This is a genomic window from Rhizobium bangladeshense (assembly GCF_001662075.1).
Classification (GTDB): Bacteria; Pseudomonadota; Alphaproteobacteria; order Rhizobiales; family Rhizobiaceae; genus Rhizobium; species Rhizobium bangladeshense_B.
In genome coordinates, this window is sequence record NZ_LYPL01000003.1 from 410,651 (window position 1) to 423,669 (window position 13,019).

Consider the following 13,019-nt stretch of genomic DNA (forward strand, 5'->3'; position numbering starts at 1 on the left):
GTCTCCGCGCTGTCCGACCCGGAGGGATCGCAACGAAAGCAGATTACGAAGGCTTTGCCTTTGTTGCCACCGGTAATTGCCGATCGATCATCCATCATTCCTGATGTAAGCGGTTCAGCTTCTTTCGCCCATCCAGTCATCGACCTTTAAAGGCCCAGAAATGCGAGCAAAAGCCTTGTCACGCGTGACGAGGGTCGCCGCGGTCACGACGGCATGAGCGGCAATCATCATGTCCAAAGGCGCCAGAATGGTGCCTTTGGCTTCACAGGCGGCGCGCAGGTCACCATAGGCTCGCGTGACGTCGTGATCCTAGGGGAGAACATCGACCCTGAGAAGGGAATTGCCTTACCCGCTCGGATAGCGCCTTCGGATAGCCTCGCTTGGCAAGACCGTAGAACAACTCCCCTTCCGTGATCGATGAGATGACGATCTCGTCCATTGGAACAGCCGCCAGTCTTTTAAGTATCTCCGGCCGATCGCCTTTGATGGCATGACTGGCGACATCGGTGTCCAGCATCCATGCCGTCATTCCTTCCAACCTTCGAACGGATCACGATCTTGCGAAGGCTGGCTACGATCGGCCGGGTCCAAGGAAATCGTCCGGAATCGGATCCTTCCGATGGAGTTCGAAAAGACCATCCCATGACTTCGGCTTGCGCGATAATATGACATCACCGGTCTTCGGATCACGACGAACGAACACTTCGCTCTCCTCAAAGCGAAACTCCGCAGGGAGCCTTACCGCTTGGCTGCGGCCGGTCGTAAAAATCTTAGCCGTTTTCGTTGCCATGATAGCCTCCCCATTGCGATAGCTATCATGATATATATCATCGACATGCAACAGACAGCATGTCACCGGTGGCCGCGATTATTGAACGATCTTGCGCGGGCTCGCCGTGTGCTCCCTCGCCACCGTATTGGAACCGTCGATCTCCTGGAGCAAGACGTCGTAGCCCCAGAGATCGGCGAGATGCTGCAGGACGAGTTTCGTGTCGTTGTCCTGAAGATAGCAGCCGTTCATGACGATGTGCTGCAGCAACAGCCGGCGGTCGCCGGCGAGGTCGACATCGACGATGTCGATGGCCGGATCAGTCCAGCCGATATCATATTCGCGCGAGAGCTGGCGGCGGATGCGCAAGTACCCGCGCTCGTTGTGGATCGCCGAAACCAGCACACCCTCGGCCTGTTCCGGATCGTCGTAAAGATGGAACAGGCGCAGCTGCCGGATGAGGTTCGGGCTCAGGAACTGGCTGATGAAACTCTCGTCGCGGTAATTGGCCCAGACGTCGCGCAGGACCGCCATTGCATCGCCGCGGCCGGCGATGTCGGGGAACCATGCGCGGTCCTCCTCCGTCGGCTTCGTGACGATCCTCTCAATATCCTGCATCATCGCAAAACCAAGTGCATAGGGATTGAAACCCGAAAACCGCCGGTCGTCATAGCTTGGCTGGAAGACGACATTGGCGTGCGACTTCAGAAATTCGAGGAAGTTCCCATCGCTGATCTGCCCCCGCTCGTGAAGCCGGTTCATGATCTGGTAATGGACGAAGGTGGCAGTTCCCTCATTCATGACCTTGGTCTGCCGCTGCGGATGGAAATATTGCGCGACATGGCGGACGATGCGAAGAATCTCGCGCTGCCACGGCTGCAGCCGCGGCGCAGACTTCTCAAGAAAATACAGGATGTTGTCTTGCGGGAGGCCGAGCGCGGCACGGCGCTTTTCCAAGCCGATGTCACCTGCCTTTTTCGCCTTGCCGACGGGAACCGTGCGCCACAGGTCGTTGAACATCTGCTCTTCGTGGGCGCGGCGCTCCTGCTGCCGCTTCTCCTCCTGGCGAAGGTCGGTCGCAGTCTTGCCCGCGTATCGATGCACCCCGTGCGACATCAGCGCATGCGCTGCATCGAGCGTCCGTTCAACCGCCGTCTCGCCATACCGTTCTTCGCAGCGCGTGATATAACCCTTTGCGAAATCGAGGTAATCGAGAATTCCCTCCGCATCGGTCCAGAGCTTGAAGAGATAATTGTTCTTGAAGAAGTGATTATGGCCGAAGGCCGCATGGGCGGTGACGAGCGTCTGCATCGTCGCCGTGTTCTCTTCCATTAGATACGAAATGCAGGGGGAGCTGTTGATGACGATCTCGTAGGCAAGGTCGCGCATCCCGCGCCGGTAGAATGTTTCGTGATGCGCGAAGTGTTTTCCGAAGGACCAATGGCGGTAAAAGAGCGGCATGCCGGTTGAGGAATAAGCATCCAGCATCTGCTCCGAGGTGATGACCTCGATCTGGTTCGGATAGACGTCGAGGCCGAGTTCGCCGAGCGCAATCGCCTCGCAGGCATCGTGAATGCGCTGCAGCGTTGCGAAGTCCCAGTCGGCACCCTCGAACAAAAGCCGGTCTTTCGGCCTCACCGTCATGGTCATGGCGTCACCCTCGACTGTGCGTCACGTTTCTGGAAGAGATCGTGGAAAACGGGGAATATCTCGCCTCGCCGGCAGACCTTGCGCATTGAAAGCGGCAGCGCTTCGGAACGGATCCCGTCATAGAGCATCCAGAGCGGTGACCGGGATACGGAAGAATCGCCGCCTTCCTCGCCCACCTCGATATAGGCAAAATACTGGCACAACGGCAAAATCTCGCGCAGCAGCTGCCCGGTCAGGTTGCCGTCGGAATGGGCGTTGTCGCCATCCGAGGCCTGGGCACCGTAAATATTCCACTCGGCCGGATCGAAACGCGCCGCGATGATCGCCCGCATCGCTGCAAGGGCGCTGGAAACAAGCGTGCCTCCCGTCGCCGGACCGTAGAAGAAGGTTTCCTCGTCGACCTCTTCGGCCCTGTCGGTATGACGGATGAAGACGATTTCCACTTTCTTGTAGCGTTTCGACAGAAAAAGGTAGAGCAGCAGATAGAACCGCTTCGCCAGGTCCTTCATGTGCTCCGACATGGAGCCGGAGACGTCCATCAGGCAGAACATCACCGCTTTCGCCACAGGCTTCGGCTCGTTTTCGAAGCGGCGATAGCGAACGTCGAGCGGATCGATATAGGGAATGCGCCGGCTTTTTTCCGTCAGCGATTTGAGCTTTGCCTCAAGCGCCAGACGGCTCTCGTCGTCTTCGCTTTCCTCGATCTGCCGCTGCAGCGCTTCGATCTCTTCGCGGCGTGGGCGTCCCAGGGCGACGCGGCGCATCATCGCAAGTTTCGTCGTGCGGCCAACGGCAATGTTGGACGGCGATCCTGACACGGAATAGCCGGCACGGAAGGGAGTTTCCTCCTCGGTTTCGGCCAGACGCCGCTTGGCGAGGTCGGGCAGTTCCAGATCGTCCAGGAACACATCGAGGAATTCCTCGCGCGTCAGCACGAAACGGAAGCCGTCCTCGCCGTCGCCTTCGCCCGCATCCTTGGGTTTTCCGCCCCTGCTTCCCGGCGGGCGCGGAAGAATGTCGCCTTCGACGAAGGCCCTGTTTCCGGGCAGAATATGATCGCGGATGCCGCCATCGCCCCTCCGCAGGTTCGGCTCGGCCATCCCGTCGATCGGCAGGCTGATTTCCCCGCCGTCGAGCACATCGCGAATGTTACGGTTTTGCAGAGAACGTTTGACCGCCTGCTGCACGGCGCCCTTCATGCGTCGAAGGAACCGCTGCCGATTTTCCAGACTTTTACCGCGCGGATTCAGCCGCCGGTCGACAATGTGCATAATGGCTCCGCATTAACTTGCCTGTTTGACGCGCATGTACCATTCCACAAGGCGTCGAACCTGCCTCTCGGTGTAACCCCGCGCGGCCATGCGCGAGACGAATTCGCTGTGCTTCTTTTCGGTTTCCGAATCCTTCTTCGATCCGAAGGAAATGACCGGCAAAAGATCTTCGACCTGCGAGAACATACGTTTCTCGATGACTTCCCGGATCTTCTCGTAGCTCGTCCATGACGGATTTTTTCCGCCGTTGGCTGCCCTCGATCTCAGCGAGAACTTGACGATTTCGTTGCGGAAATCCTTCGGATTGGCGATTCCCGCCGGCTTTTCGATTTTCGTTAGTTCCTGATTGAGGAGCTCGCGGTCGAGAAGCTGGCCGGTATCGGGATCCTTGAAGTCCACATCTTCGATCCAGGCATCGGCATAATCTACGTAGCGGTCGAACAAATTCTGTCCGTAGTCTGCATAGGATTCAAGATAGGCCTTCTGAATCTCATTGCCAATGAACTCTGCGTAACGTGGCGCAAGATCGGCCTTGATGAATTCCAGATAGCGCTTCTCGACATCGTCGGAAAATTGCTCGCGACGGATCGCCTGTTCCAGCACATACATCAGATGGACGGGATCGGCGCCGATATCCGTGGTGTCGTGATTGAAGGTCGATGCGAGAACCTTGAAGGCGAAACGGGTCGAGATCCCGTCCATGCCTTCGTCGATGCCGGCAGCGTCGCGGTACTCCTGAACGCTGCGGGCGCGCGGATCGCTTTCCTTCAGGCTTTCGCCGTCATAGGTGCGCATCTTCGAGAAGAAGGTCGAGTTCTCATGCTTGCGCAGGCGGGATAGCACGGAAAAACGAGCCAGCATTTCGAGCGTAGCCGGGGCGCATGGCGCATCCGCCAATTCCGATCCCTCGATCAGCTTTTCGTAGATCTTCTGTTCTTCCGTCACCCGCAGGCAATAGGGGACCTTGATGACGCAGATACGGTCGATAAAGGCCTCATTGTTCTTGTTGGCCTTGAAGGTCTGCCACTCCGCCTCGTTCGAATGCGCAAGGACGATGCCGGAGAAGGGTATGGCGCCGATATTCTCGGAGCCGATATAGTTGCCCTCCTGCGTCGCCGTCAGCAGCGGATGCAGCATCTTGATCGGCGCCTTGAACATCTCGACGAATTCGAGAATGCCCTGGTTGGCGCGGTTGAGCCCGCCCGAATAGCTGTAGGCATCGGGATCGTTCTGGGAATAGGTTTCCAGCTTGCGGATATCGACCTTGCCGACCAGCGACGAGATGTCCTGATTGTTCTCGTCGCCAGGCTCGGTCTTGGCAATTGCGATCTGGCGCAACCGCGAAGGTTGTATCCTGACGACGCGGAATTGCGAAATATCGCCGCCGAAGTCGTCGAGCCGCTTCAGGCACCATGGGCTCATCAGACCGTTCAGCCGCCGCAGCGGGATGCCGTACTGCTCCTGGAGGAGTGAGCCCATTGTCTCAGGATCGAAGAGGTTGAGCGGGCTTTCGAACACGGGGCTGATCTCGTCGCCCGCCTTCAGGACGTAGATCGGATGAACCTCCATCAACTGCTTCAGCCGCTCCGCCAGCGACGATTTGCCGCCGCCGACCGGGCCGAGCAGATAGAGAATTTGCTTGCGCTCTTCGAGTCCTTGCGCCGCGTGCCGGAAGAAGGAAACAATGCGTTCGATGGTCTCTTCCATGCCGTGAAAGCCGGCAAAGGCTGGATAGACCCGGATGGTCCGGTTCATGAAGATCCTGCCGAGGCGCGCATCCCTGGCGGTGTCGACCATTTGCGGCTCGCCTATGGCTGCGAGCAGGCGCTCCGTCGCGTTGGCATAGGCGATCGGTTCTTGTTTACAGAGGTCGAGATATTCCGAGACCGACATGTCGGCCTCGCGGCGCGCTTCATAACTGCGCGTGAACGCATCGAATACGGATTCACTCAGCATGGGACCTCCATTAAGGTTATGCCGCAGGCTCTAAGCCGTATAACCATCGAGATGGCCACGGCGTTCCTAAGAATCAATAGTTTCGTAGGTATATTCGACGCTCACCGGCTGTTTGTAGCAATGCACAAAAAATTGCATGCACCGGTATTTTTTTACTCTGCGAAACTGTTTCATATTGTAGTTGAAAAAAGGCCCATTGCGATATCAGCACATTTAGCGACGTGACATGAATGTCAAAAAGGTGTGCAATGGCGCCGGTGATTCGAGAATGCGAGAAAACAGCGATCGGCAGCCGATCAGGGCAGCCCCGATCGGGCGGATACCGATGCGCCGCCGGCAAATTCAGTAAATTTCAGGGGAAAATGGCGCGCGTGGCGATCACGCGCCCCGATTCGTAATCGCGCCTCCGCCGGCCTCAGCCGTTGAACGCCCCCTCCAACGCAGCAAGATCAATCTTGATCATGCCGAGCATCACCTCGGTGACGCGCTTGGCCCGCTCTCGATCGCTGTCGGCGACCATCTCGGAAAGGGCCCGCGGCACGATCTGCCAGGAAAGGCCCCAGCGGTCCTTGAGCCAGCCGCAGGCTTCAGGCGTGCCGCCATTGGCGAGAAACGCATCCCAGATCCGATCGATCTCGGCCTGGCTGTCAAGCAGAATGGCAACCGAGAAGGAATGGTTGAAGCTGTCGAGCGGGCCGGCCCTCATCGCCAGGAAGGCTTGATCGCAGAGCGTGAATTCGATCAGTTCGACGCTGCCCGGAGGCCCGCTCGGGGTTTCCGCCGGCAATATCGTGGTGCGGCCGATCCTGGAATCCGGAATGACCGATACGTAGAATTCGACGGCTTCGCGCGCCTGCTCCGCGAACCAGAGATTTGAAACGACCTTCGGCATGAACAGCCTCCTGTTGGCGAGGGTTGCCGGACTCCTGTCCGATGCCCCGAGGACGTCTCGCTGGCATCGGTTCCGACAGGCTGCGCTCGGATTTTTTTGCTGCGCCGCCGTACGACGATCGCAGTCACACCCAGCGGCGGCCCTGCCGCCCGTGTCGGTCTACAATCGCGGTGGTTCAGGAATGAAAGCAGAACATCTTTTCTGGTCTTTCCCTCCCGAATCACTACATTACGCGCCATGAGCAATAGTTTCGACGATATTCCCTTCTTCGACGAAGAGCCGGGCGAGATGGCGCGCAAGCCGCAGCCGGCTGCCGCACCCGTCGGAAGGGCGCCCGCGGCCGGCGGGATCGCCGCCCGCGCCATGGCGGCGCGCGACGGCGGCAAGCGACCGGATTACCTCGCAGGCCTTAATCCCGAACAGACGGAAGCCGTAGAAACCTTGGAAGGTCCGGTTCTCGTCCTTGCCGGCGCCGGCACCGGCAAGACACGGGTACTGACGACGCGCATCGCCCATATCCTCAATAGCGGCCGCGCCTTCCCCTCGCAGATTCTCGCCGTCACCTTCACTAACAAGGCCGCCCGCGAGATGAAGGAGCGCATCGCCCTGCTCGTCGGCGGCGCCGTCGAAGGCATGCCCTGGCTCGGCACCTTCCATTCGATCGGCGTCAAGCTTCTGCGCCGCCACGCCGAACTCGTCGGCCTCAGCTCCGATTTCACCATTCTCGACACCGACGACGTCGTCCGTCTGATCAAGCAGCTAATCCAGGCCGAAGGTCTCGACGACAAACGCTGGCCGGCCAAGCAGTTCGCCGGCATGATCGACACCTGGAAGAACAAGGGTCTCGGCCCCGCCGATATCCCCGAAGGCGACGCCCGCGCCTTTGCCAATGGCCGCGGCCGCGATCTCTATTTCGCCTATCAGGCGCGCCTGACGACGCTGAACGCCTGCGATTTCGGCGACTTGCTGATGCATCCGATCGCGATCTTCCGCAAGAACCCGGATCTGCTCAAGGAATATCACGGCCGCTTCCGCTACATCCTCGTCGACGAGTACCAGGACACCAACACCGCCCAATATATGTGGCTGAGGCTGCTGGCTCAGCGCGCCAAGGGCGAGCCGCAGAATGTCTGCTGCGTCGGCGACGACGATCAGTCGATCTACGGTTGGCGCGGTGCCGAGGTCGACAATATCCTGCGCTTCGAGAAGGATTTCCCCGGCGCCAAGGTGATCAAGCTCGAACGCAATTACCGCTCTACCGAACATATCCTCGGTGCCGCCGCCCATCTGATCGCCCATAATGAAGGCCGCCTGGGCAAGACGCTGTTCACCGACCGCGCCGATCCCGATGACGTCAAGGTGCAGGTCCACGCCTCCTGGGATTCGGAGGAGGAAGCTCGCGCCATCGGCGAAGAAATCGAGCAGCTCCAGCGAACCAAGCATCTGCTGAACGACATGGCGATCCTCGTGCGCGCCTCCTTCCAGATGCGCGAATTCGAAGACCGCTTCGTTACCCTCGGCCTCAACTACCGCGTCATCGGCGGCCCGCGCTTCTATGAGCGCTTGGAAATCCGCGATGCCATGGCCTATTTCCGCCTGGTGGCGCAGCCCGCCGACGACCTCGCCTTCGAACGCATCATCAACACGCCGAAGCGCGGCCTCGGCGATACGACGGTGCGCGCCCTGCACGATTATGCGCGCGCCCGCGACATCCCGATGCTGGCGGCAGCGGCCGACATCATCGAGACGGACGAGCTGAAGCCGAAGGCGCGCAAAGCCCTCTTCGACGTGATTCAATCTTTCCGCCGATGGCAGGAACTGCTTGAAAACACACCGCATACCGAACTAGCCGAGCAGATCCTCGAAGAGTCCGGCTATACCGACATGTGGAAGAACGACAAGAGCGCCGAAGCGCCGGGCCGCCTGGAAAACCTCAAGGAACTCATCCGCTCGATGGAAAGCTTCGAGTCGATGCGCGGCTTCCTCGAACACGTCTCACTCGTCATGGACGCCGAGACCAACGAGAATCTCGACGCCGTCTCGATCATGACGCTCCACTCCGCAAAGGGCTTGGAATTCGACACCGTCTTCCTGCCCGGCTGGGAGGAAGGCCTGTTCCCGCACCAGCGCTCGCTGGATGAGAGCGGCCGCGCCGGCCTGGAGGAAGAACGACGGCTGGCCTATGTCGGCATTACCCGCGCCAAGCGCCGCTGCCATATCTGGTTTGTCTCCAACCGCCGCATTCACGGCCTCTGGCAATCGACCCTGCCCTCGCGTTTCCTCGACGAACTGCCGGACACCCATGTCGAGGTCGCCGAGATGGAGCAGAGCTACGGCGGTTACGGCCGCGGCGGCTACGGCCAGTCCCGCTTCGACAAGGCCGAGCCTTTCGCCAACTCCTATTCCACGCCCGGCTGGAAACGCGCCCAGGCCAACAGGACCGACGCCACGCGCGACAACTGGGGCACCCGCTCCGGCCACGCCGTCGAACGCATCGGCTATGGCGAAAGCGGCCCGAAGGGACGCACGATCGATGGCGAACTGGTGGCGAAGTCGACCTCGTCGGAGCCGTCGCGCTTCACTCTCGGCGATCGCGTATTCCACATGAAGTTCGGCAATGGCAACATTACCGGCATCGAAGGCAACAAGCTGACGATCGACTTCGACCGTGCGGGGCAGAAGCGGGTGCTGGACGGCTTCGTCGAGCGCGTCTGACCGCGCGACGATACCGCAGGGACAGTCACCCGAACATCCGCATACTGCTGAGCCCGAGGATATCGTTCAGCAGGGCGATCCCCATTCCGATGGCGACGATCGACAATCCGATCAGGAACAGCCGGCGTGCCCGGTCGTATTTGACGGCGAGCAGCGAGTCTCGCGCCAAGAGATCGGCAAACACCTTCACCTGAATGGCGATGCCGACGGTCAGGAATGCCATCGGCAGCAGATCGACGCGGCTCCAGTCATTCGGGTTGGAAACCCACAGACTGATGAAGTTGAGCGAGAAACCAAGAATGATCCCGGTTGCCGTTAACGATCCGTTGCGGAAGGTTGCATCGATCTTTTCATCTGTCAGGGGTTCGGACATGGTCTCGGTCTCGGCTTGCTAGTGGGGCAAGAAAGGCAGAAATCAGGGCGGCCGGCAAGGCCGGCCTCTTTGCCGGCTTATTGAGACGCAACCGCACCTATCGCATTGGTTGAATTAGTAAATCCTTTTCCGCCGACTGCTACCACCAGTAACAGAATTAACGCTTGCATGCGGGCTCCCGGGAATTCACTAGTTGATGCATCGGTGCACTTGGCATTTGCATAGCAATAACGCGAAGGGATTGGCCTTGATGAAAGCGCTGCTGCTCGTCGATATCCAGAACGGCTTCTGTCCGGGTGGAAACCTGCCGGTGCCGGACGGCGACAAGGTCGTGCCCGTCGCAAACAGGCTGATCGACAGCGGCAAATATGATCTGATCGTCGCCTCCCAGGACTGGCACCCGCCTGGCCACGGCAGCTTCGCCTCTGCCCATCCGGGTGCCGCCCCCTTCGAGATGGGCGAATTGTCCGGCAAACCGCAGATGATGTGGCCCGACCACTGCATCCAGGGCACGATCGATGCCGAACTGCATCCGGAGCTCAAGTCCGAAGAAATCGACCTCATCCAGCAAAAGGGCGAGGATCCCAGGATCGATAGCTATTCGGCCTTCCGCGACAATGATCGAGACGCTTCGACCGGCCTTTCCGATTTCCTCGAAGATCAAGGAGTGACCGATCTCGACGTCTGCGGTCTGGCGACCGATTACTGCGTCAAATTCTCCGCGCTCGACGCACTGGAGATGATGCCGGGCGTGCGCGTGCGGTTCATCGAAGACGCAAGCCGCGGCATCACCCCTGAAGGCGTCGCCGCTGCCGTCGAGGAGATGCGGGCGCATGGCATCGCCGTGATCAACAGTGCGGATGCCTTGCGCGAATGAACCGCCGATCTTCTATTTCAACAGATAGGCATCGAATGTCTCATCGCTGCCGGCAACGGGGCCGAAACGCTTGACGAGGGTCGTCTCGCTCTGGAATGCGGAAATCTCCTCCGGCGTCAGAGACAGCAGCCAGCTGTAACTTTCGCGCAATGAGACGGGCGCGGCAATTCGGTCAAGCCGCTGTGAGAGAAGGATGACGATGGGCGCGTGCTCGCTCTGCTGCAGTTGCCGCGCCGTCTGCACTATATCGGCAAGGCTGAGCGAAAGCCGCGCATTGCGGGTATACCGCACGATCGCGCCGAACCGTTGCTCCCGTAGAAGGTAGGTGCGATTGGGGATGTAATAGGGCAAGGGTTCCACGAGATAATCGGGATCCGCCATGACGATCGCATCCTTGAGATCCGGGCGCGATTGAATGAACGACCCGAGCTCCCGGGCTCGGCTCAGCGGAATGTCGGTGAAGAGGAACTGATGGACCTTTTCGATACCGGAGGCGACCTGCAGCGCCAGCAATATCATGAAGCACAGACGCCCGATCTTGACGACGCCACCGACTGACTCGACACCGGCAATGCCCGCGGCTGCCGACCGGGAGCGGCGGACCAAGGCAATCATGCCGATCATGAAGACCAACCATAGGGCCTGATGTCTGTAGCTACCTGGGTAGACGAGCGTAAAAAGCAGCGAAAACCCTAAGAGAACCGATGCGGCCGCGAGCATCGCCGGCCGCCGATTGGCCAGCCCAAGTAGACTGCCATAGATGAGCACCGCCATCAGCGAGGCGAAAACCCGGGCGAGCGATGGATCAGCCACGACCAGCCGAAGGATCCTGTCGGGGTAGAACTCCATGAAATAGGAACTCGCCCCGGCAAAGGCATAAAGGACCAGCGGGGCGAAATTCTTGCCTGCGAGATCGTTCTGCCCGGCATCGTTGAAGGTGGGATAGACTGTCATCACGCACAGAACAACGCCGAACGCAGCAATGGCGGTGGCTGTCGCAAAGGCCCGATATGCTGACAGAGAAGGTGTTGGACGCGCCAAGACCAGATCGAAAATCCAATAGGCAAGAAAGCCGCCGACCAGCACGACCGAGTGCACATTGGTATTTGCCAGCAAGGCAAACAACAGGCCGAGCACCATGCCGTTGCGCATTCCCCTCTCCCAGCTCAGGACGATAAGGAAGACCAAAAGCATGCTGATGCCGTAATTTCGCGACATCGCGGCGTAGTCGAAAACCGAAAAGCTGCTGAACAACGACAGCAGCATGATCGATCGCGGCAGTTCAAGCCTGAAAACAAGAAGGTAGGCCGAGGCGGCCGCGATCGTCAGCGCAACGATTTTCAGGACGACGGGAGAGCCGACGACAAGATGAGCAGCGCGCAACAGGATATACCAGAGTGCTGGATGACCTTCGCCATGCATCTGGCGAAGCATATCGATGAAACTCGCTCCCTGAAGGGCGAGCGACAAGGCGCGAACCTCATCGCGCCACACGGCTTCTGACCAGCAAAGCGCGGATGCCAGCGCAAACCAGACCACCAAGATCAACGTCTTGCAGAGCGTTGTTGATCGAGCTTCATCGATTTTAGAGACAATAACAGCCAACGGAAGCAACCCGGTCATCGAAAATGCCGTGACGATAGCGGCGCCCCGATAATTTGACGTTAAGGTGAAATATCCTGCTGGAGTGATCCGTCCGGTGTCGGTTCGGCTTATACCGATCCGTCCTTGCTTCTGAACGAACCAAACATGGGAGTTGAGAGATGAGAAAGCTTGTAACTGCGGCCTTCGTGAGCCTGGACGGCGTTATGCAGGCGCCCGGCGCGCCCGAGGAAGATCCGACCGGCGGCTTCAAACTTGGCGGCTGGACCGTCAATTACTGGGACGAACCGATGGGAGAGTTCATGGACGGGATTTTTACCGATCCCTTCGCTCTGCTGCTCGGCCGCAAGACCTACGAGATCTTCGCCGCGCATTGGCCCTTTGTCGGGCAAGACGACCCCATCGGTAAGGTCTTCAATGCTGCGACCAAATATGTCGCGACGACATCACAAGAGCCGCTCACCTGGGAGAATTCCCTTCCGCTGCGCGGCGATGCCGTCGCCGAAATCGCCCGCCTGAAGGAGCAGGACGGCCCCGACCTGCTCACGCAGGGCAGCAGCGGACTGCTGCAAACGCTGCTGGCGCACGACCTGATCGACGAACTCCGGCTCCTGACCTTCCCGCTCATCCTCGGCCCCGGGAAGCGCCTGTTCGGCGCGGGTGCCACGCCGGCAGCCCTGAAGCTCACCGCCAACTCGGTATCGACAACGGGCGTCATCATGAGCGTCTATCAGCGCGCCGGCGAGATCAAACCCGGCAGCTTCGCGATGCAGGAGCCCTCGCAGGCCGAACTGGCGCGCCGGGAGCGCATGAAGCGCGAGGCCTAGAGCCTTTCCTGGTCAGATTGAAGCATTCTGTTGGCTCAAACGGAGTCGGATGGTCGACCGGCCGACGCGTGTCGTAGCCTGGCTCTA

9 protein-coding genes and 2 pseudogenes are annotated in these 13,019 nt (G+C 59.5%); 3 read left to right on the plus strand and 8 right to left on the minus strand.

Going from position 1 to position 13,019, the window contains the following annotated elements; genetic code table 11:
• Positions 1-114 precede the first annotated feature (114 nt).
• The 6 genes and pseudogenes from A7X77_RS32125 to A7X77_RS09590 form a co-directional block, all read right to left on the minus strand.
• Positions 115-529, minus strand: a pseudogene (locus tag A7X77_RS32125) (type II toxin-antitoxin system VapC family toxin).
• Positions 526-790: pseudogene (locus A7X77_RS09570) on the minus strand (antitoxin). The pseudogenes A7X77_RS32125 and A7X77_RS09570 overlap by 4 nt, the downstream one beginning before the upstream one ends.
• A gap of 78 nt (positions 791-868) precedes the next feature.
• Positions 869-2,419, minus strand: a complete 1,551-nt coding sequence (locus A7X77_RS09575; protein ID WP_064682693.1) for a SpoVR family protein — start codon at positions 2,417-2,419, stop codon at positions 869-871.
• On the minus strand, positions 2,416-3,690 hold the full coding sequence (locus A7X77_RS09580; RefSeq protein WP_064682694.1) for a YeaH/YhbH family protein: 1,275 nt from the start codon (positions 3,688-3,690) through the stop codon (positions 2,416-2,418). The genes A7X77_RS09575 and A7X77_RS09580 overlap by 4 nt, the downstream gene beginning before the upstream one ends.
• 12 nt (positions 3,691-3,702) lie before the next feature.
• The gene (locus A7X77_RS09585) at positions 3,703-5,646 is read right to left on the minus strand and encodes a PrkA family serine protein kinase (protein WP_064682695.1); all 1,944 of its coding nucleotides are present in this window, start codon (positions 5,644-5,646) and stop codon (positions 3,703-3,705) included.
• 415 nt (positions 5,647-6,061) lie between these two features.
• Positions 6,062-6,538 carry a VOC family protein gene (locus A7X77_RS09590; protein WP_064682696.1) on the minus strand — a complete coding sequence of 159 codons (477 nt, stop codon included), beginning with the start codon at positions 6,536-6,538 and terminating at the stop codon, positions 6,062-6,064.
• Positions 6,539-6,775: 237 nt separating this feature from the next.
• Here A7X77_RS09590 and A7X77_RS09595 point away from each other — a divergent pair, with 237 nt between their 5' ends.
• Positions 6,776-9,253, plus strand: coding sequence for an ATP-dependent helicase (locus A7X77_RS09595; RefSeq protein ID WP_064682697.1), 2,478 nt, complete (start codon positions 6,776-6,778; stop codon positions 9,251-9,253).
• 25 nt (positions 9,254-9,278) lie between these two features.
• On the opposite strand, the gene A7X77_RS09600 is transcribed toward A7X77_RS09595, so the two are convergent.
• Positions 9,279-9,626, minus strand: a complete 348-nt coding sequence (locus tag A7X77_RS09600; RefSeq protein ID WP_064682698.1) for a hypothetical protein — start codon at positions 9,624-9,626, stop codon at positions 9,279-9,281.
• 250 nt (positions 9,627-9,876) lie between these two features.
• Between A7X77_RS09600 and pncA the strand changes: the two genes are divergently transcribed.
• Positions 9,877-10,503: a bifunctional nicotinamidase/pyrazinamidase gene (gene pncA / locus A7X77_RS09605; RefSeq protein WP_064682760.1), complete on the plus strand. Its 627-nt coding sequence runs from the start codon at positions 9,877-9,879 to the stop codon at positions 10,501-10,503.
• A gap of 12 nt (positions 10,504-10,515) precedes the next feature.
• Here the strand turns inward: pncA and A7X77_RS09610 are convergent, their stop codons facing one another.
• Complete coding sequence (locus tag A7X77_RS09610) at positions 10,516-12,108, minus strand: hypothetical protein (RefSeq protein WP_064682761.1); 1,593 nt, start codon at positions 12,106-12,108, stop codon at positions 10,516-10,518.
• Positions 12,109-12,266: 158 nt separating this feature from the next.
• On the opposite strand from A7X77_RS09610, the gene A7X77_RS09615 reads away from it, so the two are divergent.
• Entirely contained in the window at positions 12,267-12,932 is a 666-nt protein-coding gene (locus A7X77_RS09615) for a dihydrofolate reductase family protein (RefSeq protein WP_064682699.1), read from the plus strand.
• The last annotated feature ends 87 nt before the right edge of the window (positions 12,933-13,019 follow it).

Coding starts and splice junctions, on each gene's coding strand:
- A7X77_RS09575 (WP_064682693.1), bottom strand. CDS start 2,419: ATGACCATGACGGTGAGGCCGAAAGACCGGCTTTTGTTCGAGGGTGCC.
- A7X77_RS09580 (WP_064682694.1), bottom strand. CDS start 3,690: ATGCACATTGTCGACCGGCGGCTGAATCCGCGCGGTAAAAGTCTGGAA.
- A7X77_RS09585 (WP_064682695.1), bottom strand. CDS start 5,646: ATGCTGAGTGAATCCGTATTCGATGCGTTCACGCGCAGTTATGAAGCG.
- A7X77_RS09590 (WP_064682696.1), bottom strand. CDS start 6,538: ATGCCGAAGGTCGTTTCAAATCTCTGGTTCGCGGAGCAGGCGCGCGAA.
- A7X77_RS09595 (WP_064682697.1), top strand. CDS start 6,776: ATGAGCAATAGTTTCGACGATATTCCCTTCTTCGACGAAGAGCCGGGC.
- A7X77_RS09600 (WP_064682698.1), bottom strand. CDS start 9,626: ATGTCCGAACCCCTGACAGATGAAAAGATCGATGCAACCTTCCGCAAC.
- pncA (WP_064682760.1), top strand. CDS start 9,877: ATGAAAGCGCTGCTGCTCGTCGATATCCAGAACGGCTTCTGTCCGGGT.
- A7X77_RS09615 (WP_064682699.1), top strand. CDS start 12,267: ATGAGAAAGCTTGTAACTGCGGCCTTCGTGAGCCTGGACGGCGTTATG.